Origin of the sequence: Burkholderia sp. COPS, from assembly GCF_019425585.1 — a bacterium.
In the GTDB taxonomy this organism is placed as follows: Bacteria; Pseudomonadota; Gammaproteobacteria; order Burkholderiales; family Burkholderiaceae; genus Burkholderia; species Burkholderia cepacia.
On record NZ_WIXR01000014.1, the window covers coordinates 1 to 20,397 of the forward strand.

The 20,397-nt window shown below is 69.2% G+C and carries 23 protein-coding genes; 14 read left to right on the forward strand and 9 right to left on the reverse strand.

Annotated elements, in window-relative coordinates; all coding sequences use genetic code 11:
• Window positions 1-122: 122 nt before the first annotated feature.
• Together FOZ70_RS12055 and FOZ70_RS12060 are read left to right on the forward strand one after the other, a co-directional pair.
• Entirely contained in the window at window positions 123-575 is a 453-nt protein-coding gene (locus FOZ70_RS12055; RefSeq protein WP_027791066.1) for a MarR family transcriptional regulator, read from the forward strand.
• A gap of 156 nt (window positions 576-731) precedes the next feature.
• Window positions 732-1,151 carry an organic hydroperoxide resistance protein gene (locus FOZ70_RS12060; RefSeq protein WP_039358076.1) on the forward strand — a complete coding sequence of 140 codons (420 nt, stop codon included), beginning with the start codon at window positions 732-734 and terminating at the stop codon, window positions 1,149-1,151.
• 112 nt (window positions 1,152-1,263) lie between these two features.
• Here FOZ70_RS12060 and FOZ70_RS12065 read toward each other — a convergent pair whose 3' ends face one another.
• The gene (locus FOZ70_RS12065; protein ID WP_021156289.1) at window positions 1,264-1,440 is read right to left on the reverse strand and encodes a DUF3563 family protein; all 177 of its coding nucleotides are present in this window, start codon (window positions 1,438-1,440) and stop codon (window positions 1,264-1,266) included.
• Window positions 1,441-1,521: 81 nt separating this feature from the next.
• Window positions 1,522-2,631: a PHB depolymerase family esterase gene (locus FOZ70_RS12070; RefSeq protein ID WP_059484081.1), complete on the reverse strand. Its 1,110-nt coding sequence runs from the start codon at window positions 2,629-2,631 to the stop codon at window positions 1,522-1,524.
• Between the two features lie 248 nt (window positions 2,632-2,879).
• On the opposite strand from FOZ70_RS12070, the gene FOZ70_RS12075 reads away from it, so the two are divergent.
• The 4 genes from FOZ70_RS12075 (at window position 2,880) to FOZ70_RS12090 (ending at window position 5,951) form a co-directional block, all read left to right on the forward strand.
• The gene (locus tag FOZ70_RS12075) at window positions 2,880-3,578 is read left to right on the forward strand and encodes a phosphatase PAP2 family protein (protein ID WP_021156291.1); all 699 of its coding nucleotides are present in this window, start codon (window positions 2,880-2,882) and stop codon (window positions 3,576-3,578) included.
• A 130-nt stretch (window positions 3,579-3,708) separates the two neighbouring features.
• The gene (gene modA / locus FOZ70_RS12080; protein WP_021156292.1) at window positions 3,709-4,506 is read left to right on the forward strand and encodes a molybdate ABC transporter substrate-binding protein; all 798 of its coding nucleotides are present in this window, start codon (window positions 3,709-3,711) and stop codon (window positions 4,504-4,506) included.
• A gap of 10 nt (window positions 4,507-4,516) precedes the next feature.
• Window positions 4,517-5,194, forward strand: coding sequence for a molybdate ABC transporter permease subunit (gene modB, locus FOZ70_RS12085; protein ID WP_021156293.1), 678 nt, complete (start codon window positions 4,517-4,519; stop codon window positions 5,192-5,194).
• Window positions 5,195-5,249: 55 nt separating this feature from the next.
• The gene (locus FOZ70_RS12090) at window positions 5,250-5,951 is read left to right on the forward strand and encodes an ATP-binding cassette domain-containing protein (RefSeq protein WP_048022274.1); all 702 of its coding nucleotides are present in this window, start codon (window positions 5,250-5,252) and stop codon (window positions 5,949-5,951) included.
• A gap of 175 nt (window positions 5,952-6,126) precedes the next feature.
• Here the strand turns inward: FOZ70_RS12090 and FOZ70_RS12095 are convergent, their stop codons facing one another.
• The 3 genes from FOZ70_RS12095 to FOZ70_RS12105 form a co-directional block, all read right to left on the reverse strand.
• Window positions 6,127-6,963 (reverse strand): TOBE domain-containing protein, encoded by an 837-nt coding sequence (locus tag FOZ70_RS12095; protein WP_124588346.1) that lies wholly within the window; start codon window positions 6,961-6,963, stop codon window positions 6,127-6,129.
• A gap of 76 nt (window positions 6,964-7,039) precedes the next feature.
• A complete protein-coding gene (locus FOZ70_RS12100) occupies window positions 7,040-8,656 on the reverse strand; it encodes a CHAD domain-containing protein (protein ID WP_021156296.1) in 1,617 nt (538 codons plus the stop codon).
• A 129-nt stretch (window positions 8,657-8,785) separates the two neighbouring features.
• A complete protein-coding gene (locus FOZ70_RS12105; protein ID WP_059649181.1) occupies window positions 8,786-9,169 on the reverse strand; it encodes a tautomerase family protein in 384 nt (127 codons plus the stop codon).
• A 145-nt stretch (window positions 9,170-9,314) separates the two neighbouring features.
• Here FOZ70_RS12105 and FOZ70_RS12110 point away from each other — a divergent pair, with 145 nt between their 5' ends.
• The 5 genes from FOZ70_RS12110 (at window position 9,315) to FOZ70_RS12130 (ending at window position 14,020) form a co-directional block, all read left to right on the forward strand.
• Entirely contained in the window at window positions 9,315-10,172 is an 858-nt protein-coding gene (locus tag FOZ70_RS12110; protein ID WP_021156298.1) for a LysR family transcriptional regulator, read from the forward strand.
• A 41-nt stretch (window positions 10,173-10,213) separates the two neighbouring features.
• A complete protein-coding gene (locus tag FOZ70_RS12115) occupies window positions 10,214-11,137 on the forward strand; it encodes a DMT family transporter (RefSeq protein ID WP_021156299.1) in 924 nt (307 codons plus the stop codon).
• Between the two features lie 67 nt (window positions 11,138-11,204).
• Entirely contained in the window at window positions 11,205-11,984 is a 780-nt protein-coding gene (locus FOZ70_RS12120) for a HAMP domain-containing sensor histidine kinase (RefSeq protein ID WP_021156300.1), read from the forward strand.
• 76 nt (window positions 11,985-12,060) lie between these two features.
• Window positions 12,061-13,404, forward strand: a complete 1,344-nt coding sequence (locus FOZ70_RS12125) for a hemolysin family protein (protein WP_021156301.1) — start codon at window positions 12,061-12,063, stop codon at window positions 13,402-13,404.
• 31 nt (window positions 13,405-13,435) lie between these two features.
• Complete coding sequence (locus FOZ70_RS12130; RefSeq protein ID WP_111996948.1) at window positions 13,436-14,020, forward strand: thiamine phosphate synthase; 585 nt, start codon at window positions 13,436-13,438, stop codon at window positions 14,018-14,020.
• A 70-nt stretch (window positions 14,021-14,090) separates the two neighbouring features.
• On the opposite strand, the gene FOZ70_RS12135 is transcribed toward FOZ70_RS12130, so the two are convergent.
• Window positions 14,091-15,743 (reverse strand): DUF3459 domain-containing protein, encoded by a 1,653-nt coding sequence (locus tag FOZ70_RS12135; protein WP_060343397.1) that lies wholly within the window; start codon window positions 15,741-15,743, stop codon window positions 14,091-14,093.
• 305 nt (window positions 15,744-16,048) lie between these two features.
• On the opposite strand from FOZ70_RS12135, the gene FOZ70_RS12140 reads away from it, so the two are divergent.
• Together FOZ70_RS12140 and FOZ70_RS12145 are read left to right on the forward strand one after the other, a co-directional pair.
• Window positions 16,049-16,756: a class I SAM-dependent methyltransferase gene (locus tag FOZ70_RS12140; protein WP_219705950.1), complete on the forward strand. Its 708-nt coding sequence runs from the start codon at window positions 16,049-16,051 to the stop codon at window positions 16,754-16,756.
• Window positions 16,757-16,881: 125 nt separating this feature from the next.
• Window positions 16,882-17,550 (forward strand): glutathione S-transferase, encoded by a 669-nt coding sequence (locus tag FOZ70_RS12145; RefSeq protein WP_219705951.1) that lies wholly within the window; start codon window positions 16,882-16,884, stop codon window positions 17,548-17,550.
• A 24-nt stretch (window positions 17,551-17,574) separates the two neighbouring features.
• Here FOZ70_RS12145 and FOZ70_RS12150 read toward each other — a convergent pair whose 3' ends face one another.
• A complete protein-coding gene (locus FOZ70_RS12150; RefSeq protein ID WP_021156306.1) occupies window positions 17,575-18,228 on the reverse strand; it encodes a DUF1345 domain-containing protein in 654 nt (217 codons plus the stop codon).
• Window positions 18,229-18,366: 138 nt separating this feature from the next.
• Between FOZ70_RS12150 and FOZ70_RS12155 the strand changes: the two genes are divergently transcribed.
• On the forward strand, window positions 18,367-19,098 hold the full coding sequence (locus tag FOZ70_RS12155; RefSeq protein WP_042972649.1) for a metallophosphoesterase: 732 nt from the start codon (window positions 18,367-18,369) through the stop codon (window positions 19,096-19,098).
• Between the two features lie 40 nt (window positions 19,099-19,138).
• Here the strand turns inward: FOZ70_RS12155 and FOZ70_RS12160 are convergent, their stop codons facing one another.
• Window positions 19,139-19,834, reverse strand: a complete 696-nt coding sequence (locus FOZ70_RS12160; RefSeq protein WP_048022260.1) for an RES family NAD+ phosphorylase — start codon at window positions 19,832-19,834, stop codon at window positions 19,139-19,141.
• 2 nt (window positions 19,835-19,836) lie between these two features.
• Window positions 19,837-20,256 carry an MbcA/ParS/Xre antitoxin family protein gene (locus FOZ70_RS12165; RefSeq protein WP_042972651.1) on the reverse strand — a complete coding sequence of 140 codons (420 nt, stop codon included), beginning with the start codon at window positions 20,254-20,256 and terminating at the stop codon, window positions 19,837-19,839.
• Between the last annotated feature and the right edge of the window lie 141 nt (window positions 20,257-20,397).

A 20,397-nucleotide genomic window follows, 5' to 3' on the forward strand; every position in this document is an offset into this window, starting at 1 on the left:
CCCCGTTCCCCCGCCTCCGTCGGCCATCACCCCGCGCCGGCCGCCCCCTGTTCATCCCGATCTTTTGCGCGCAAAATGATTTGCGTACAAATTGTTCGCGCGTTCGACGCGCCGCCCGAATGATGGACCGCCCGCCCCCGCTGCCCCAGACGCTCGACGAGCAACTCTGCTTCGCCCTGTACTCGACTTCGCACGCGATGACGAAGGCGTACAAGCCGCTGCTCGACAAACTGTCGCTGACCTATCCCCAATATCTCGCGATGCTCGTGCTGTGGGAGCGCGACGACATCGCCGTGAAGGACATCGCCGCGCGGCTGGACCTCGACCCGGCCACGGTCACGCCGCTGCTGAAACGGCTGGAGGCGCTCGGCTACGTCGAGCGCGTGCGCAGCGCGGCCGACGAACGCGTCGTGAACGTGCGCGTGACACAGGAAGGCCGCGCACTGAAGGAGCGCGCGCGCTCGGTACCCGCCGATCTGTTCTGCGCGATGCAGCAGTCGCCCGAGTTCCTTGTCAGGCTGCGCGCCGATCTCCACCAGTTGCGCGACGCGCTGTCGGCCGCCAACGAACGCTGACGGCCAAGCATCGGCAAACCGGCCCGGCACTGCCGGGCCTTTTCTTCAAAATTTCATTTGCACACTAATGATTTGTGTTCTATATTTTACTCGTGGCCGGCGACACCCCGTTCGACCGGGCCGCTTTTCCTCCCCTTTCCCGACAGGAGCTGCACGATGAACATTCTGTACAAGACCAGCGCCACGAGCACGGGCGGCCGCGACGGCCGCGCGGTATCCGCCGACAACAAGCTGGAAGTGAAGCTGGCCGCGCCGCGCGAACTCGGCGGCACGGGCGCGGAAGGCACGAATCCGGAGCAGCTGTTTGCCGCAGGTTACTCGGCCTGTTTCCTGAGCGCGATGAAATTCGTCGCCGGCCAGGACAAGAAGGCGCTGCCGGCGGACACGCAGGTCACGGCGGAAGTGGGCATCGGGCCGAACGACGCAGGCGGCTTCGGGCTCGACATCGAGCTGCGCGTGTCGCTGCCGGGGCTCGACAAGGCCGACGCGCAAGCGCTGGTCGAGAAGGCGCACCACGTGTGCCCGTATTCGAACGCGACGCGCAACAACGTACCGGTGCGCCTGACGGTCGTCTGACGCGACGCGACACCACGCATGCAAAAAGGGCGCGTGCGGCATGTAGCCGCACGCGCCCTTTCTGCTGCGTGACTCGCCGGAATGGCGGACCGGCCGGCCCGCCCTGCGCTGCTTAGCGCGCGCCGAACGAATACGGGCGGTTCATCGCCGATTCGCGATCGATCTTGCGCATGCGGAATTCGAGATCGTAGATATCGGTGGCTTCGGACAGGTACGCCTCGGCGCGCTCTTTACGGGCCGTTTCAGCGTTCTTGGTCAGCATCAGGAAGAGGTGGCTCAGCAGGTACATGGTCGATCTCGCAATCCAAGGGTTCTTTGACTAGGGTTTTCCCGAATTATAGGGAAAACCCTAGTCCTTGGCCAGCGTCGATCAGACGATGCGTCGTTCGGTCGCCACAGTGCGCCGCTGTGCCTCGAAAAAGGCCCAGATCATCGCGCTCGCATCGGGGCCGACCGCCGCATGAAACGGCACGGCTTCATCGCCGCCGGCCCACGCATGATCGAGCCCTTTCACATGACAGAGCCGCACGACAGGCTCGCCGTCGCGGCAGACATCGGTGATCTGCGCGCCCGCGGCGCGCGTCTCGACCCGCTCGCCGCCGCGCAGTGCGCCGCGGCTGTCGGCAAGCCCGTTCAAGCGCATGAACTGAACCGTCAGCTGGTCGGCATTCTTCGGGGCGACCACGTGGTCGCCGTCGCCCTGGACGATCAGCGCGGGCATGCCCGGATACGCGGCGGCATCGACCAGGGCATCGACGGCCGCAGCCGGGTTCTGACGCACGCCGCGCCGCATCACGTCCATCGCGGTGATGCCAGAATTCGCCTCGCCGAGCGCGGGGCCCGAGTGCAGCGCCACCGCCGCGAAGCGGTCGGGATGATGCAGTGCAAGAAGCGACGCGAGGCCCGCGCCGGCCGACAGGCCCGCGACATAAACACGCGATGCGTCGAAACCGTGTTCGTCGACGAGCGCGTCGACGAGCGACGCCACCGCGTTCGCCTCGCCGCGGCCCGCGCGGTCGGTATCTTCATACCAGTGCCAGCAGCCATGTGCGTGCGCGCGCAGCGACTGCTCCGGATACAGCACCGCGAAACCATGCTTGTCGGCCAGCAGGTTCATCCGCGTGCCTTGCGCGAATTCGTCGACGGACTGCTGGCAGCCGTGCAGCATCACGACGAGCGGCATCGCGCCGCGCCGGCGGCCGGGCGGCACATAGAGGCCGTAAGCGAGATGCTGGACGAGGCGCCCGAGCGCGGGTGCCATCGGATGCTCGCCACGCGTCCATTCACCTGCCGCCCATGCGGCCGCGCGCGGGCGCACACGCGATTCGCGCGGCGGGGACGGATCGGATACGACGGAAGACGCCGCTGCCTCGAGTGCGTCGCGTGTGATGCGCTGCGCATCGCGCGCCGCGCGTTTGGCGGCCGGAGACAGCATGCGTTTCATGCCGCCCAGCCACACCTTGGTCAGACTTTTGGTCATCGATCGGGCTCGCAGTCAGGAAAAATAGGGGCACCACAGCGGATGCGGCGTTCGACTTTGTGCAATGCACCATAACATTGTTTCCGGGATTTTTCCTGCACGCGGCTATTTCCCGGCCGCGCAAAAAACGGGGCTCGGGCGCACGCGGCGCTATACTGGGGCTTCGCCGCTTGTATCCGTTGTAGTCGTTCTTTCCGGCTCGCGCGTTGATTTAAGCATCTTCCCCGCCTTCGTTCGTCCCCTTCCCGATGTTCGACCTGTCGTCTCACCTGTGGATCATGATCACCGCGTTCGGCGGCGCCGGCCTGACCTTGCCGCTCGCGATCACGATCGCCGTCTGGCTCGCGCTCGGCTACTCGTGGCAGCGCGCGGCCGCGTGGCTCGGCGTGCTCGCGGCCGCGATCGGCGTGGTCGCGCTGACGAAGATCGCGTTCCTCGGCTGGGGCATCGGCATCCGCAAGTGGGATTTCACCGGGTTCAGCGGCCATGCGATGCTGTCGACGTCGGTTTATCCGGTCGCGATTTTCCTGGCGCTGATCCGCACGCGCACACCGGTGCGGCTCGCCGGCATCGCGCTCGGGCTCGCGGCCGGCGTCGCGGTCGGCGTGTCGCGCGTCGCGCTCGACGCGCATTCGCCGTCCGAATCGATCACCGGCTGTATCGTCGGCGCGATCGCCGCGCTCGCGTTCATCGCGGGTTCGTGGCGCGCGGTGCCGCACCGCTGGTCGGTGCCCGCGGTCGTCGCGAGCCTCGCGCTCGTCACCGTGGCGCTGCACGGCATCACGGTGCCGTCGCATCGCTGGGTCACCAAGGTGGCGCTGCAGCTGTCGGGCCACGAGCGCCCGTTCGTCCGCGCGCGCTGGAAGGCCAACCCGAACTACCGCCCCGCATCGCAGCCGTCGTCGCTGCAGCGCACCCAGTCGTCGTCGCAGACGCTCCGCACGTGACCGGCCGCCCGGCCGGCTCTCCTTTTCAGGTCTGACCACTACATGCGCGCCGTCGCATGTGCGGTATGTCGAGCGTTATAACCCGCCCTATATTACGATTACGGTTTCCACCCATTCAAACGAACTCGCCATGCGCTCAACCGTCCGTCCGCTTCGCCGCACCCTGCTTCGCCTGCTGCCGATCGCCACGTTGGCCGCCGGGGTCGCGTTCAGCGCGCCCGCTTCCGCCGCCGGTGAACTCGTCGTGTCGGCCGCCGCCAGCCTGACGAACGCGTTCAAGGCCGTCGGCGATGCGTACGAGAAGCAGCATCCGGATACCAAGGTGCTGTTCAACTTCGGCGCGTCGGACGTCCTGATGCAGCAGATCGCCAAGGGCGCGCCGGCCGACGTGTTCGCATCGGCCGACCAGAAGGCGATGGATCGTGCAGCCGACGAAAAGGTGATCGTACCCGGCACGCGTCGCGATTTCGCGGCGAACTCGCTCGTGCTGATCGTGCCGGCGGACAGCCACGCGGCCGCGCCGACGTCGCTGAACGACCTGACCGCGCCCGGCGTGAAGCGCATCGCGTACGGCGACCCGGCGTCGGTGCCGGTCGGCCGCTACACCGAAGGCGCGCTGCGCGCGGCCGGGGTGTGGGACGCCGTCAGCGCGAAGGGCGTACTGGCCGCCAACGTGCGCCAGAGCCTCGATTACGTCGCACGCGGCGAAGTCGACGCAGGCTTCGTGTTCGGCACCGACGCGGCGATCATGCCGGGCCGCGTGAAGATCGCCCTGACGGTGCCGACCAAGACCGCCATCACCTACCCGATCGCCGTGGTCAAGGACAGCCGCCACGCCACGCAGGCGCAGTCGTTCATCGACTTCGTCGCGTCGCCGCAAGGCCAGGCCGTGCTGTCGACGTTCGGCTTCAAGCCCGCGGGCAAGTGAGCGTAACGCAATGCAAGACGCCTGGGTCCCGCTGCTGCTGTCGCTGAAGGTTGCCGGCTGGGCGACCGCGCTCGACATCGTGCTCGGCGTCGCGGCCGCGTTCATGCTCGCGCGCTGGCGCTCGCCGCTGCGCGACGTCGTCGATTCCGTGCTGACGCTGCCGCTCGTGCTGCCGCCGACGGTGCTCGGGTATTACCTGCTCGTGCTGCTCGGCCGACGCGGCGTGTTCGGCGCGTGGCTCGACAGGCTCGGCATCGAGCTCGTCTTCACGTGGCAAGGCGCGGTGATCGCATCGATGGTCGTCGCGTTTCCGTTGATCCTGAAATCGGCGCGGGCGGCATTCGAAGGCGTCGATCCGCATCTCGAACGCGCCGCGCGCACGCTCGGGCTCGGCGAAGCGGCGGTGTTCTTCCGCGTGACGCTGCCGCTCGCCACGCGCGGCATTCTCGCGGGCGCGCTGCTCGCGTTCGCGCGCGCGCTCGGCGAATTCGGCGCGACGCTGATGATCGCGGGCAACCTGCCCGGCCGCACGCAGACGCTGTCGGTCGCGATCTACGCGGCCGTGCAGGCAGGCGACGACAGCACGGCCAACTTCCTCGTGCTGGTGACGTCGATCACCTGCGTGCTCGTACTGCTCGCGACCGGCTGGCTCGTGCCGTCGCGTGCCCGGCGGAGCCAGCTGACATGACGCGCCTGCCTCGCCCATCGTCGTGCGTGGCCGGCCGGCTTCTGCGGAGGCCCGCATGAGCCTCGTCGTCGACATCCGCAAGACCTACGCGAATGCCGAGCGCCGCTTCACGCTCGACATGTCGTTCACCGCGACGACGCAGCGCGTCGTGCTGTTCGGGCCGTCCGGCGCGGGCAAGAGCATGACGCTGCAGGCGATCGCCGGCCTGTTGTCGCCCGACGAAGGCACGATCGCGCTGAACGGCGAACCGCTGTTCGACGCCGCGCGCCGCATCGACGTGCCGACCCGTGAGCGCCGCGTCGCGTACCTGTTCCAGGACTACGCGTTGTTTCCGCATCTGAACGTGCGCCAGAACATCGCGTTCGGGCTCACGCCGGGGCTGCGCAACCCGCGCGCGAAAGCAGTGCCGCCGGAAGTCGCGTACTGGCTGCAGGCGTTCGATCTCGAGGCGCTCGCAGGGCAGTATCCGTCGCAGCTGTCCGGCGGGCAGAAACAGCGCGTCGCACTCGCGCGCGCACTGGTCGCGCAGCCGCGAATCCTGCTGCTCGACGAACCGTTCGCGGCACTGGACGGCGCAATGCGCCAGCGCATGCGTCACGAGCTCGCCGAGCTGCAGGCGCGGCTCGATATCCCGATGGTGCTGATCTCGCACGATCCCGACGACGTCGCCGCGTTCGGCGACCAGGTCGTGCAGTTGAGCGAAGGACGCGTGCAGGCGGCGACGCCGCACGCCGAGTGGCCGACGCGCGTCGCCTGAGCGCGCGAGGCCGTGGTCGTGGCCGTCGTGGCAGGCACGTTGGAGCCTGAGAGAAGCCGCCAGCAGCGGCACAAGCGGAAAGCGGAAACGAAGCCGGCGCCGTACCGATACAGCGGCGACGCCGGCTTCGCTCCGTCCGTCACACAACGGTCGAAGCGCGCCGGTGCGCCGCCGCTCAGCCCGTCACCGCAAGAATCACGCTCGACGCCTTGAACAGCGCGATCGCGCGCCGGCCGGCACCGAGCTGCAGCGCATCGACGCTGTCGTTGGTCACGACGGCCGTCAGCGTCCCGCCGCCGTCGAGCGCCAGGGTCACCTCGCTGTTCACCGCGCCCGCTGCGACGGTTTCCACCTGGCCGCGCAGCTGGTTCCGCGCGGACACCTTCAACGCGTGCTCGCCGTCGTCGGCCGCGAGCACGACCCAGGACGCCTTCACGAGCGCGCAGGCATCCACGCCAACCCGCAGGCCGAGCGCATCGGCGCTCTCGTGCGTCAGCACGGCAACGACCGGCTGTCCGCCGGGCAGCGTGAGCGTGACCTCGTCGTTGACGGTGCCGCGCACGATTGCCGCGACCTTGCCGAACAACTGGTTGCGCGCGCTGGTCTTCATCCCGATCCGGCCGATCAGCGCCCAGTCGACGTCGAACCCGGCCACGGCCGCGCTCGCGGCCTCGATGAACCGGCGATGCTCGCGCTCGATCGTGCGGAACGCGGCGATCAGCGACGTCGCGCGCGGCGTCAGCGTCGTGCCGCCGCCGCCCTTGCCGCCCGTCGAACGCGCGACGAGCGGTTCGCCCGCGAGATTGTTCATCGTGTCGACGGCATCCCACGCGGCCTTGTAGCTGAGGCCGACGGCCTTCGCCGCGCGCGTGATCGACCCGGTGTCGCCGATCGCCGCGAGCAGCGCGATGCGCGTGGCGCCGCCGAGCGTCTGCTCGCCGGCGCGCAGCCACAGCTCGCCGCCCAGTTCGAGCGGTTCGGCGGACGGGGAAGAATGCGGTACGTCGGTCATCGGGATACGTGCGGGAATTCGACCGGAACCGGAATCGGGCCGGAATCAGGCGGCCATTATAGTCGGCGCGTGCCGCTCAACCCGGCTTGCCGTCGAGCTTCGGCGGCCGCAGGCTGGCAAGCAGCGTCTCGGCGTCGCGCGCCGCGCGCTGCTCGAGCGCCGCGCCGTAGCCGCGCACGAAACCGAGCTGGTACGGCGGCGCCGCCAGTTTCTCGAGGTGGCGCAGCGCGACTATCGCGTCGTTGGCTTCGCCGAGCACGCTCTGCACGCGCGCGAGCGTCTTGACCGTCTCCGTGCGCGTGCGGCGCGACGCCAGCGACGCGAAGAACTCGAGCGCATAACGCAACCGCTTCGCATCGATCCGCACCCGATGGCGCGCAGCCGTATCGAGCGACGTGAGCGATGGCGACGCGTACAGATGGCCGAACAGCCGCCGCACGCGCTTCGTCGCGTGGCGCCGCAGCGAGGGGGCGTCGTCTTCGGCGTGCGGCAGCGCAAGCGAGCCCAGCCATTCGAGCCAGCCGAGCGTCAGCCGCGCGTAGCGGGCCGAATGCAGCGCCTGCCGCAGCTCGCCCCGTGCCGCGACACACTGCGCGCGCGCGGCGTCGAGCGTGCCGTTCCATTCGCCGTCGCCGCCGTCGGCTGCGATCAGCGCGGGCAGGCTTTCGGTCGCGAACACGTCCCAGTCGCGCACCGTGCCGAGCAGCGCGGCAAGCCAGTGCATGTCCACGCCGAGCGTGTCCCGCCACTGGCGGTCGGCAAAGCGCGGGAAGAAGCGCATCAACGTACGGAGGCGGCGCAGCGCGACCCGCATCTGGTGCACGAATTCGGGATCGTCGTACTCGAGCACGCCGCCCTCGTTGCCCAGCCATTGCGCGGTGATGTCGCCTGACAACGCGAACAGCGCGGCGCGCTGCGTGCGCACGCCGGTCAGTTCGACGGGCTGCGCCTTGACGGGCCCGCTGGCGGCCGGCTCGGCCGCACATGCGCGATCGATCACGCTCGTCAGCTGGACGAATGCGGGCCACGCGCCGCTCAGTTCGCGCGCCGCGGCAAACAACGCGTGCAGCGCGGCCGTGCGCGCGGCCAGGGTTTCCCAGTCCGGCGCGGCAAGACGCAGTTCGACGTAGCGGCGCGGCGGCTCGTCGCCGCGATGCAACGTGACGTCGTCGAGCGTCATCTCGACCACGACGCCGCTGTCGTCGGCCCACCGCCCGCGCCGCCGCTCGCTGACGAGGCGCAACGCCGACGATTCCGGCTCCATGCCGGCCTCCGGGCGCCCGGTCGTATCCGGTGCGACGCCGTCGACTTCGCCCGTCGCGGCGCCTGCCGCCTCGGGTACGGGCAACGGCATCGCGACGACGATGCCCGCATGCTCCGCGTCGAACAGTTCGCGCGCCGTGACCCCTGGCGCAAACACCTTCGTGCGCGACGCAACGACCCGCCTGCCATGCGCATTCGACTCGACCCACGTCCACCAGCTTGCGCCGGGGCTCGGCTCGGCCTCCTCGATCTGGCACGGCTCGATCGTCACGCGCTCATGGCCGCGACGCATCCGGACCTGCGGGCAGATCCGCCACGCGCGCACGAGTTCGGCGCCGAAATCACGCTGCGCGCCACGGGCGCGACCTGCGGCCTTGGCCGGCCACCCTTCCAGCGACAGCGACAACACGATTTCCAGCACACGCGACATGGAGGCTCCTGCACATGAAGAAGCGCCGGCGGTCTTCCGATCGCGCCGGCGTCGTCCGTGAAGCTGCTTCCATAGTACACGCCGCAAAAACGCGCGGGCAACGATCTGGCCCTGTCGCCCTGTCGCAGGTCAAACGGCGTACTGCGCGAGGCCGTTGCCGAACGACCAGTTCTCCTTCAGCACCTCGACGAGACTGATGAATACGTCCTGCTGCCGCACGCCGGGCTGCTGCGCGAGGTTGTCCGCGATCGCCCGGTACAGCGCGCGCTTCTGCTCGAGCGTGCGCGTGTTGTTCGCGGTGATCTGGATCATCACGAGATCGTCGCTGCGTTCGATGTCGAGGTAGTGGCGGCCGTACACGAAGTTCTCGGCCGCATGCTCGGTGACGACCATGAAGATGTCGTCCTCGGGCACGTTGAACGTGTGCATCAGCGCGCGATGCACGCCGTCGACGAGCGCCGCGCGGTACGCGGCCGGTTTGCCTTCGCGGACTGCGATACGGGTGAATGGCATGGTCCTGCTCCTGTCTGTGAAGTTGATGTTGATGTTGACGTTGACGTTGACGTCGACGTCGACGAACGGAAACACAGCGTCAGGTTAGGTGCACCGAACTATAATGAACAGTCATTGATTAATATTTCATCCATTTACATCGAAAATGAAAGTCCTCGACCTCGATGCCGTACGCGCGTTCGTGCTGGTCGCCGATCTCGCCAGCTTCACGCGCGCCGCCGATGCGCTCGGCACCACGCAGTCGGCCGTGAGCCTGAAGCTGAAACGGCTGGAAGCGCACCTCGGCAAGCCGCTGCTCGCGCGCACGCCGCGTGTGGTCAAGCTGGCCGCCGACGGCGAGAATTTCCTGCCGGCCGCCCGCGCGCTGCTCGACGCGCACGACCACGCGCTCGGCGCGATATCGGCCGGCACGCACCGGCTCGCGCTCGGCGTCAGCGAGCATGTCGCCGTGCCCGACCTGCCGGCCGTGCTCACGAGCCTGCATCGACAGGACCCGGGGCTGTCGCTCGAAATGCATCTCGGAACGTCGACGAACCTGCTCGCGCAATACGACGAACGCCGGTTCGACGCGGTGATCGTGCGGCACGAGCCGGGCGAAGACCCGCCGCGCGAAGACGGCACCTTGCTGTTTTCCGAGCCGCTGGCCTGGCTCGCCGCGCCGGACTGGGCACCGCGTGCGGGCGAGCCGCTGCCGCTCGCGGTGCTGGCCGGCCCGTGCGGCGTGCGTGCGGCCGCGCTGCGCGCCCTTGATCACGCGGGGCGGCCGTGGCGAGAACGCTTTACGGGAGGCGGTGTCGCGGCGGTCACGGCCGCCGCTGCCGCGGGGCTTGCCGTCTGCCCGCTCGCACGGCGTGTCGCGCCGCGCACGCTGGTCGACGTCGGCGCGAAATTCGGGCTGCCGCCGCTGCCGCTGTCGCAGGTCGTGCTGTACTCGCGCGTGCGCGACCCACGCGCCGCCGCCGCGCTGCGCAGGTTTGCCGACAGCCTTGCAATCTCGGCGTAAACTGACGGGTTTCGCCGCCCGCAATCTCCAGAAGAATTCCAATGAAGCCCGAAGCCCGCAAGCACCTCCGTGCCAACCTGCTGATGCTCGCCGCCGCCGCGATCTGGGGTTCGGCTTTCGTCGCGCAACGCCTGAGCCTCGACGTGATCGGACCGTTCCTGTTCACGGGGCTGCGCTTCCTGCTCGGCGCGCTGGTGCTGGTGCCGCTGCTGACGCTGAACACGGCGTCGCGCGCGCAGCTCGCGGCGATCCGCCGTGCGCCGGCGCTGCTGCTGCCCGGCCTCGCGCTCGGCGGGCTGCTGGCGGTATCGATATCGCTGCAGCAGATCGGCCTGCAGTACACGCGCATCGCCAACGCGGGCTTCATCAGCTCGCTGTACGTCGTGATCGTGCCGCTGATGGGTGTGTTCGCCCGTCACCGGATCGGCACGGGCACGTGGTTCGGCGCGCTGCTCGCGGCGATCGGCCTGTATTTCCTCAGTATCGACGAGCACTTCTCGGTGCTGTACGGCGACTGGTTCCAGCTCGCCGGCGCCGTGATCATCGCCGCGCACGTGATGGCCGTCGGCCATTTCGCCCGGCGCCACGACCCGCTCGTGCTCGCGTTCCTGCAATTCCTCGTGTGCGGCGTGGCGTGTCTCGCGGTCGGCCTCGCCGTCGAGCCGGTCAGCGGCGCCATGCTGCGCGGCGCACTGCCGACGCTGCTGTACGGCGGCCTGTTGTCGGTGGGCGTCGGCTATACGCTGCAGGTCGTCGCGCAACGCGACGCCGCGCCCGCGCACGCTGCCGTGATCTTCAGCATGGAAGGCGTGTTCGCGGCGCTCGCCGGCTGGGCCGCGCTCGGCGAAACGCTGACCCTGCGCGCGCTCGTCGGCTGCGCGCTGATGCTGGCCGGCCTGCTCGCGTGCCAGTTGCTGCCGAACGGCGACGCCCGGAAAAAGGACGAGGACGCACTGCCGGCGTGACACGCACCGTCCCTATAATGGCGGTTCGCGTGACAACCACGCCAACCGCTTCCGACAGGCCCGCTCCGTGACGTCCACTTCCGTCGATCCCGCCGCCGACCTGCTGCGCGAACGCGCAGCGCACTACGCCACCCAGGCGGCGCTGTTCCTGCGCGACCAGGCGCTCTCCACCGCGTCGCACGACCTGCGCAGCCCGCTGAATGCCATGCATAGCTGGGCATACGTGCTCGAGCGCCAGCTCGCCAACGCCGATCCGAACCTGCAGCGCGCGCTCGCGGGCATCCGCACCGGGATCGACCAGCAGGTCGCGCTGATCGACGACGTGCTCGATGCGCCGCGCGCGGAAACGCGCACGCTCGCACTCGCGCCGCAGCCGTTCGCGCTGCGCGCGCTGCTCGACGACACGCTCGCGCTCGTCCGTTTCGCGCTCGCCGACGCACGACAGGTCACGCTCGACGCGACGCTGCCGGACGGCGAACCGTCGCTGACTGCCGACCGTGAACGCATCGCGCAGGCGCTCTGGACGATGCTGACGGTCGCGGTCGAAGCCAGCGCCGCCGGCGGCCGCGTGACGTTCGCGTGCGCGCGCGACGGCGTGCAGTTCACCGCGCGCGCCACATGCACCGTCAACGCCGACACGCTCGCCGATCCCGCGCAGCCGCACGCGTTCGAATCGTTCGCACGACGCGAGCTGCTGCGCGAGCGCGACGCGAAGCGGGTCGCGTGGGCGCTTGCGCTCTGCCAGCGCGTCGCGCTCGCACACGGCGGCACGTTCTCGCACGACGCGTTCGCCGATGGCGCAACCGCCACCGTCACGTTCTCCGTCCCCGGCGAGGCGCCGGTGTAAGCCAGCGGCCGCCCAATACATTACGAATTCCTTTCTGGCTCTATACTGACGGGCCTGTCATAACCGGAGTGATTCTTTGTTACAGATCTTCGCGCTCATCGGCGCGTTGTTCCTGGTGGCCCTGAACGGGTTCTTCGTCGCGGCCGAATTCGGCCTGGTCAAACTGCGTGCCACGCGCGTCAAGACACTGGCCCGCAAGCACGGCCTGCGCGGCCGCATCCTCGGCATCGTGCACGGCCGGCTCGACGCGTATCTTTCCGCGTGCCAGCTCGGCATCACGCTCGCGTCGCTCGGCCTCGGCTGGGTCGGCGAACCGGCGTTCGCGCAACTGCTCACCCCGCTGCTCGACCTGATCGGCGTGCAGTCGGAGCGCGTCGTGCACCTGATCTCGCTGGTGTTCGCGTTCTCGCTGATCTCGTTCCTGCACATCGTCGTCGGCGAACTGGCGCCGAAGTCGATGGCGATCCGCCAGTCGGAGAAGGTCGGCCTGTGGGTCGCGCTGCCGCTCTACGCGTTCTACTGGGCGATGTACCCGGCAATCTGGGTGCTCAACAACAGCGCCAACGCGGTGCTGCGGCTCGCCGGGCTGTCGGCCGACCATGGCGGCGACGCGCACTACTCGACCGACGAATTGAAGCTGATCCTGCGCAGCCGCCGCAGCACGGCCGGCAACTCCGCGCAGCCGGCGCGCGGCACGTACAGCAACGACGAGTGGAACACGCTCGCGCATTCGCTCGATTTTTCGTCGATGACCGTGTCGGACCTGATGCGGCCGGCCCATGAAATGATCGGCCTGCGCCGCGACCTGCCGCTGCCCGACAACATGGAGATCGTCGCGCGGCACCGCTTCAGCCGCTATCCGCTGTTCGAGGATGCGTCGCGTGAACAGGTGAGCGGGCTGATCCACCTGAAGGACCTGCTGCTCGCGCGTCACGCGGGCGCCGCGCTCGAAGACCTGTCCGACTACGTGCGCCCCGTGCAGTACGTGAAACCCGACACGCCGGCCCTCGACCTGTTCCGCCGTTTCCGCAAGGGCGCACCGCACTTCGCGCTGGTCGGCAACAAGGGCGAGAAGCCGATCGGCTTCCTGACGCTCGACAACCTGCTCGGCGCGCTGGTCGGCCAGATCCACGACGAGTTCCGCCAGGGCGACGCCGACTGGAGCCGCCTCGACGACGGCACGCTGATGGGCAAGGGCAGCCTGCCCGTCGTGTCGCTCGAACAGGCGCTCGGCATCGATATCGACGAAGGCCGCGCGGAATCGGTCGGCGGCCTGGTGATCCAGGCGCTCAGCGACCTGCCGACCGAAGGGCAGCGCGTGTCGTTCGACCGCTTCGACGTCGTCGTGAAGAAGATGAACGGGCCGCGCATCGTGCTCGTGCGCGTCTACCCGAAGATCGCGAAAGAGGCCGACGAATGACGGCCGCGCGTGGTTGCTGCCGCCGCACGCGATGAACGCGACGCTGCCGCGCTGCTGCGTGATCACGCCCGAGCCGGCGTCCGCGTCGGCCGCCGATTGCGCGGCGTTTCTCGACCGGCTGTCGGCCGTGCTCGCGCGCGGCGAGACGCTCGTGCAACTGCGCGTGAAATCGCTCGACGCAGCCGCGTTCGCGCGGCTCGCCGCCGCGGCGCTCGCGCGCTGCGGCGCGGCAAGCGCACACCTGATGCTGAACGGCCCGATCGATGCGGCCGGCGTGATGCGGCTCGACGGCGCCGGCTGGCATCTCGACGGCCGCGCGTTGCGCGCCGCCGCGCAGCGGCCGTTGCCGGCCGGAAGATGGGTGTCCGCGGCCTGCCACACGCGCGACGACCTGCTGCTGGCCGCGCGCGCCGGCGCCGATTTCGTCACGCTGTCGCCCGTATTGCCGACGCTCAGCCATCCCGGTGCGCCGACGCTCGGCTGGACGCAGTTCGGCACGCTGGCCGCCGAGGCCGCGATGCCCGTCTTCGCGCTCGGCGGCATGAAACGGTCCCACCTCGACGACGCACGCCGCCACGGCGCACACGGCATCGCGGGCATTCGCGGGTTCTGGTAGTCCGGGGATTTCCGGCGACGCAACCGGGCGCAGAGGCGCCCGGCCGTTCGGACATTACCGCCTCACGTCGTCATGCGTTCAGGTTCGGGCGCACTCCGCGCCACGCGCCGTCGTCGATGCGACGTGCATCGTGCGTGAGCGCATACCGGTTGACGTCACCCGTCAGCCACGCGACGAGCGAGTACGGCGGCAACTCCCCTTCATCGACCCGGTCGCGCGCACGCGCCGGCGTCTCGAACACGACCCGCCCTCTCGGCGCATCGAACGGCACCGCCTCGGGCGACAGGTTCAGCGCGATCGTCAGCGTCTCGTCGTCGGCGAGCCGCCATGACGCAAGCAGCGCGTCGGCATCGCCGTCGCCGTCCGACTTCAGCGCACGCGCATCCTGCGGCCGGCAATCGGACAACCTCGGCGCGATCAGCTTCGCGCGCACCGCCAGCGCCGACTGCACGAAATGCGCGCGATCGGCGTCGCGCGCGGTTTCGTCGAAGATCAACGGGATCTGCGGCGTGAGCAGCGACAGCGCAAGCGCGGCCAGACCGGCCTCCTGCCCGTGGTCGCCCTGCCCGCTGTCACGCCACGCGCCATCGGACAGCACCAGCGACGTCAACGACAGCCCGCTGTCGGCAGCCATGCCCTCGCCCGACCCGGCCGGCTGGAATGCGGCCCCGGCCGCGGTCAGCGCGCGGGCGAGCGTGTGGATCGACTGGTGCGCGGAAATGCCTTCATGAGCCGACGTGTCGCGGCCCGTCAGCCGGTGCAGCGCGCGTTCGCCGCACCCGTTCCACTGCGCATCGAAATGGGTATCGGCAAGATGCGCGGGATGCCGCTCGCTGCCGAGTACGAGGTGGATGAGCCGGTCGGCCGGCACCGCCGCGCGCACGCGGTCCGCGATCTCGCGCAGCCACGACACGCCGATCCGGTCGGCTTCGCGCAGGCGCAGCCCGTCGCAACGGTACTCGTCGATCCAGTACAGCGCGTTGTCGCAGAAGAAATCGCAGACTTCCGGATGATCGAGCGCGAGCGGCGACGCCTGCAGCGGATCGTCGCGCGTATGGAAGAACGGCGCCGCGTAGTGGCGCAGCGCGTCGGTACCGCTGCCGAAGCGCGCGTAGTCGAGTTCCAGCAGCACCGCGAGGCCGTAGCCGTGCGCATCGTCGATCAGCGCCTTCAGCGCGTCGGGGCCGCCTTCGGCCGCGAGCGGCGCGAACGGCAGGCTGTCGTGCGGCGACGCGAGCAGCTCCAGCGCGGTCACGCCGAGGCGCGCGAGTTGCGGCAGGCGCCGGCGCACGCCGCCGAAGCCGCCCACCGCGTGCGGGCGAATCGCATAGAGCGAGATGTCTTCCCATGCGCGCCCGCGCCAGAACGTGTTGCGCCACGTGAACGCGCGCGGATCGACGACCTCGCTCGGGCCGTCGAGCCCCTCGGGTTGCGAGCGCGACGCGGGATCGGGAATCGATACCGTATCGTCGAGGCGATAGCGGTAAAGCGCCCCCGCGCCGCAATCGGCAAAGACTTCGAACCAGTTCGTGCCGGCAGCCGTCATCGGAACGAGCAACGGGCCGAAACCGGTATCGAGTTCGAGCTGGACCTGCGTGCTGCCCGGTGCCCACACGCGAAAATGCGTGCGCGGCGTCGCGCAGAGCGCGCCACAGGGCTGTGCGCCGAACGGCAGGCAGTGAATGTAGTGCTGCGCATACGGGTCGTGCGGACAATCGGACATCATGCGCTCCTCGTGCGTACCGAGCGGCATGGCCGCGCCAGCGGCGCGGCACATCGGGGCCCGGCATGCGACGGCCAGGCGGGGGGAGAAACGAGTATGCGCCGGATTCGCCATCGCGATGCAAGGTCCCCGGACATTATTAAATGCGAATCGACCCCTGGAAAACCCGCGGTCCGGCAAGCGCCGGCGAGGCGGGTAGCCCGCATACCGGAATGCCTGCTCGCCTTGTTGCACCGGCCGTGCACGCTTACGCTCTGCGCGATGCGCGTGGACATACCGTCCGCGCCCGACCCGAGGAACCCGCCATGTCGCTTCCCGCCAGTGCCGCCAAATTCGATCCGGCACGCGCACACGAATACGCCGAGCAATCCCGCATCGCACTCGCCGGCTACGATGCCTGCCACGAACTCACCGCGTGCATGCTCGCATCCACAATCGCTGCACCCGACGCGCGGATCCTCGTCGCGGGCGCGGGCGGCACGGGGCAGGAAATCTGCGTGGCGGCCGCGCTCGAGCCGGGCTGGCGGTTCACGGCCGTCGACCCGTCCGGGCCGATGCTCGCGCTCGCGCGCTCGAACGTCGAGGCCACGGGCTGCGGCGCGCGCACGGCGTTCGTCGAGGACGGTGTCGATGCGTTGCCCGACACACCCGCGTTCGACGGCGCGACGCTGATCGGCGTGCTGCATCACGTCCCGGGCGACGAAGCGAAGGCGGCGCTGCTGCAGGCGATCGCGCGGCGCCTGAAACCCGGCGCGCCGCTCGTGCTCGCCGGCAATCATCGCCGCTACGCGGACCACCCTCGCCTGCTCGACGCATGGCAGCAACGCTGGCGCATGAAAGGCGCGACGCCCGACGCGGTGCGCGCGCAACTCGCGAAGATCCTGCAGGGCGCCGATCCGCCCGCGTCCGAGGAAGCCGTGTTCGCCCTGCTGCGCGACGCGGGCTTCGATGCGCCGCTGCGCTTTTTCGCGAGCCTGTTCTGGGGCGCGTGGATCGCCGTCCGGCGCGCGTGATGGATCGGCGCGGTCGGCCAGACGCGGTCGGCTAGAAGCGTCGCGCCACGTCGCGCGACGCGTTTCGCTGGTGCGCCACCCGCGCTGGGTATGATGTCGTTCCCGCCCCCACTTCCGGCGTCGACATGCTCACCGTCCATCACCTGAACAACTCGCGTTCGCAGCGCGTGCTCTGGCTGCTCGAAGAACTGGATGTGCCGTACGAGATCGTGCGCTACGCGCGCGACCCGAAGACGATGCTCGCACCGCCCGAGTTGCGCGCGATCCATCCGCTCGGCAAGTCGCCGGTCGTGACCGACGAGGGCCGCGCGTACGCCGAATCGGGCGCGATCATCGAATACCTGGTCGAACGCTACGGCAACGGGCGCCTGGCGCCGCCGCCCGGCACGCCCGAGCGGCACGACTACACGTACTGGCTGCACTACGCGGAAGGATCGGCGATGCCGCCGCTGCTGCTCAAGCTCGTCGCGCTGCGGATCGCGCACGCACCGATGCCGTTCTTCGCGCGGCCGATCGCGCGCAAGATCGCCGACACGCTGCAGTCGGGCTTCGTCGATCCGCAGATCGCGCTGCATCTCGGCCATGTCGACCGTGCGCTGCAGCGCACCGGCTGGTTCGTCGGCGACAGCTTCAGCGCGGCCGACATCCAGATGAGCTTTCCGCTCGAGGCCGCGACCGCGCGCGGCGGCGACGGCCGGTTTCCCGCGATCGCGCGCTTTCTCGACGCGATCCACACACGGCCGGCCTACCGGCGCGCGCTGGAACGCGGCGGCCCGTACGAGCTTCTCAAATGACGCGGCGCACGACCGCGGCCCGCGTCAGCTCAGCAGGCCGGCTGCCACGTTGATCGACAGCCCGAGCACGGCCATGTTGAAGTAGAACGACAGGATCGACTGCGCGAGCACCGAGCGCCGCGCGGAGCGGTTCGCCAGCGACACGTCGGCCGTCTGCGACGCGACCGCGAGCGTGAACGCGAAATACAGGAAATCCCAGTAGTCGGGTTCCGGATTGCGGTCGGGAAAGCGCAGCGCGCGGTCGTTGGATGGCGAGCCGTAATAGAGGCGCGCGTAGTGCAGCGTGAAGATCGTCGGGATCAGGAACCACGCGCCGAACAGCGTCGCGCCCGTCACCGCGTAATGGCCGAGCCCCGCGCGAAACCCGACGCCCTTGGCGGTCGCCAGTTCGATCGCGATCGCGGCCACGCTCGCGACCGTCGCGAGGCAGACGACCGTCAGCACGGTCGTCGCGCTTTCATCCTCGCGGATCGCGATTTCACGCACCTTGGAATGGTGCGCGGTGACCATGCGCACCCACATCAGCGCGAGATACAGCCAGATCGCGCAATCCCAGCCGATCAGCGCACGCACGGTCGGACGCAGCGGAAACGGCAGCAGCACCGCGCACAGCACGCCCGCGACGAACGCCGCGACCATGCGCGGCCGGTTGCGTAATACCTGCGGATAAAACGTCATTGTGTGATTCCGAAAGCAGATGGAAAGGGTTCGGCCGACGCGCGGGACACCCCCGCCGCGCCGCACCGGCGGGTAGCGCCCCGATTATCGTCATTCCGTCGTGACGTGGCGATGGGCGCGAGCGCCTAAGATAATGGGATGACTGCCACCGCCCCCCTCTGCCACCATCCCGCGAATACGGCCGGCCGTGACTTCGTCGTCGGCGACCTGCACGGCTGCGTGGATGTGCTGCGCGCGCTGTTGCACGACACCCGCTTCGATCCGGCTCGCGACCGCCTGTTCTCGGTCGGCGACCTCGTCGACCGCGGCCCTGCATCCGAAACCACGCTCGATCTGCTCGACCGCCCGTGGTGCCACGTCGTGCGCGGCAATCACGAGGAGGTGCTGAGCCTCGTGGCGCGCGGCAAGCTGTCGCCCGACGCGTGGCGCGGAATCGGCGGCGACTGGGGCGCCGACCTGCCGGCGGAACGGCTGCACGCGCACGCGGCGCGCGTCGACGCGCTGCCGCTGGTGCGCGTGATCGGCGACGGCCCCGGACGCTTCAACGTGCTGCATGCGGAATTCTTCGGCTCGGACGCCGATCTCGACACGGGCAACTATTCGCACGACGTGCGCGAACGGCTGATCTGGGGCCGCGATCTCGTCCAGGGGCTCGCCGATCCGGCGCGGCAGGCCGGGCTGTCGCTGACCTGCACCGGGCACACGCCGGTGCGCGCACCGCAGCGGATCGGCGCGCAGTGGTTCATCGACACGGGTGCGTTCGCACCGGCCGGGCGGCTCACGCTCGTCGAGCCGCGCACCGGGCGCACCTGGTCGATGACGCAGGCCGAGGCGCGCGAACGCCACGCGGGCGACTGGCCGTTGCCCTGATGCCCTGATGCCCTGATGCCCTGATGCCTGCGAGCGAACGCTAGCCGACCTGGTTCAGTTCGAACACCGCATCGACGGCCGAGCCGTTCCAGTTGTATTCGAGGTAGGCCGCGTGATGGCAATCGCGCAGCAGCGCGGTGCGGAACGCCGCCAGGCACTCGCCGCGCGGGTCGCGCACCGACGGATAGACGATCCCCGCGCCGCCGGCATTGCGCACCGCGCGGCCGAGCGCCTGCCCGGCGCTGTAATCGAGCGGGTGCAGCAACGCCGGATCGCGTTTCGGCCACATGCGCACGTCAGCCACGTCGCCTTGCGCGATCACCGTATAGAGCCGCATCTGCTGGCGCATCGGCGGCTCCTTCGTCGCCGCCAGGAACAGTGCGCTGTGATAACGCGTTTCGGCGATCGCCGTATCGCGCGAGCGCGCGCAGTAGAACACGCCGTAGCTGCCGTCGGAAAAACGGCTGCCCTGCGGATTCAGGTGCGTGAACGCGGCCATGATCGGCCCCCAGCCCTGCCCGTAGCGACGTTCGGCGGGCGGGACGAGGTCGAGCGTGCCGACTTCGTTGCGAATGCGGTCGTTGGTCAGCGATTCGAGCGCGTAAAGCGCGTCGAAATCGTCCGCCGACGCAACGCGGTCGAACAGGTTGATTGCCGGGAAACGGGTGGGGATCACGCGATAGGCAGGCGCCCAGTCGACCGCGGTCGTGGGCCATTGTTGTGCTTGGATCGGCATCGTCACGCCCAGCCACCTCGCATCGCGTCGAGATATTGGCGGACGGCGACCAGATCGCCGACATTGCCGGCGAGCATCCGGTCGAGTGCGCGCTTGCCGCCGAACGGCGCCGCGTCGTTGGGCCGCTTGACCCACGCATCGGCCGCGGCCGGCTGCGGCAGCAGGATCTGCAACGCCTTGTAGATACCGAGCAGCAGCGATAGCCGCTCGAGCGTATCGCGCGGCAGCCGCGCCGATTCCGGCGTGGCCTTCCACTTGAAGAACGTCGAACGGCCGGGTGACCCGAGCAGCACGATCTGTTCGTCGATCGTCAGTTCCCAGTCGCGCGCGATGTTGAAAAACGCACGCAGACCGGCCGCCGACATCTGCGCGACCGAGGCCTGCGGCGGGGAGGAATGCGATTCGTAGGCGGGCTGTGACATGATCGTTAGTCTCGAAACGAATTTACTAACAAGATTAGTCCATTTTCGCATTTTTGCAAGGGTCGGCACCCGGCGACCGATTCACGCATCCGGCAAAACGATATTTTTTGTCCATTCTGGACTCTGATTTTATTTTCTGCG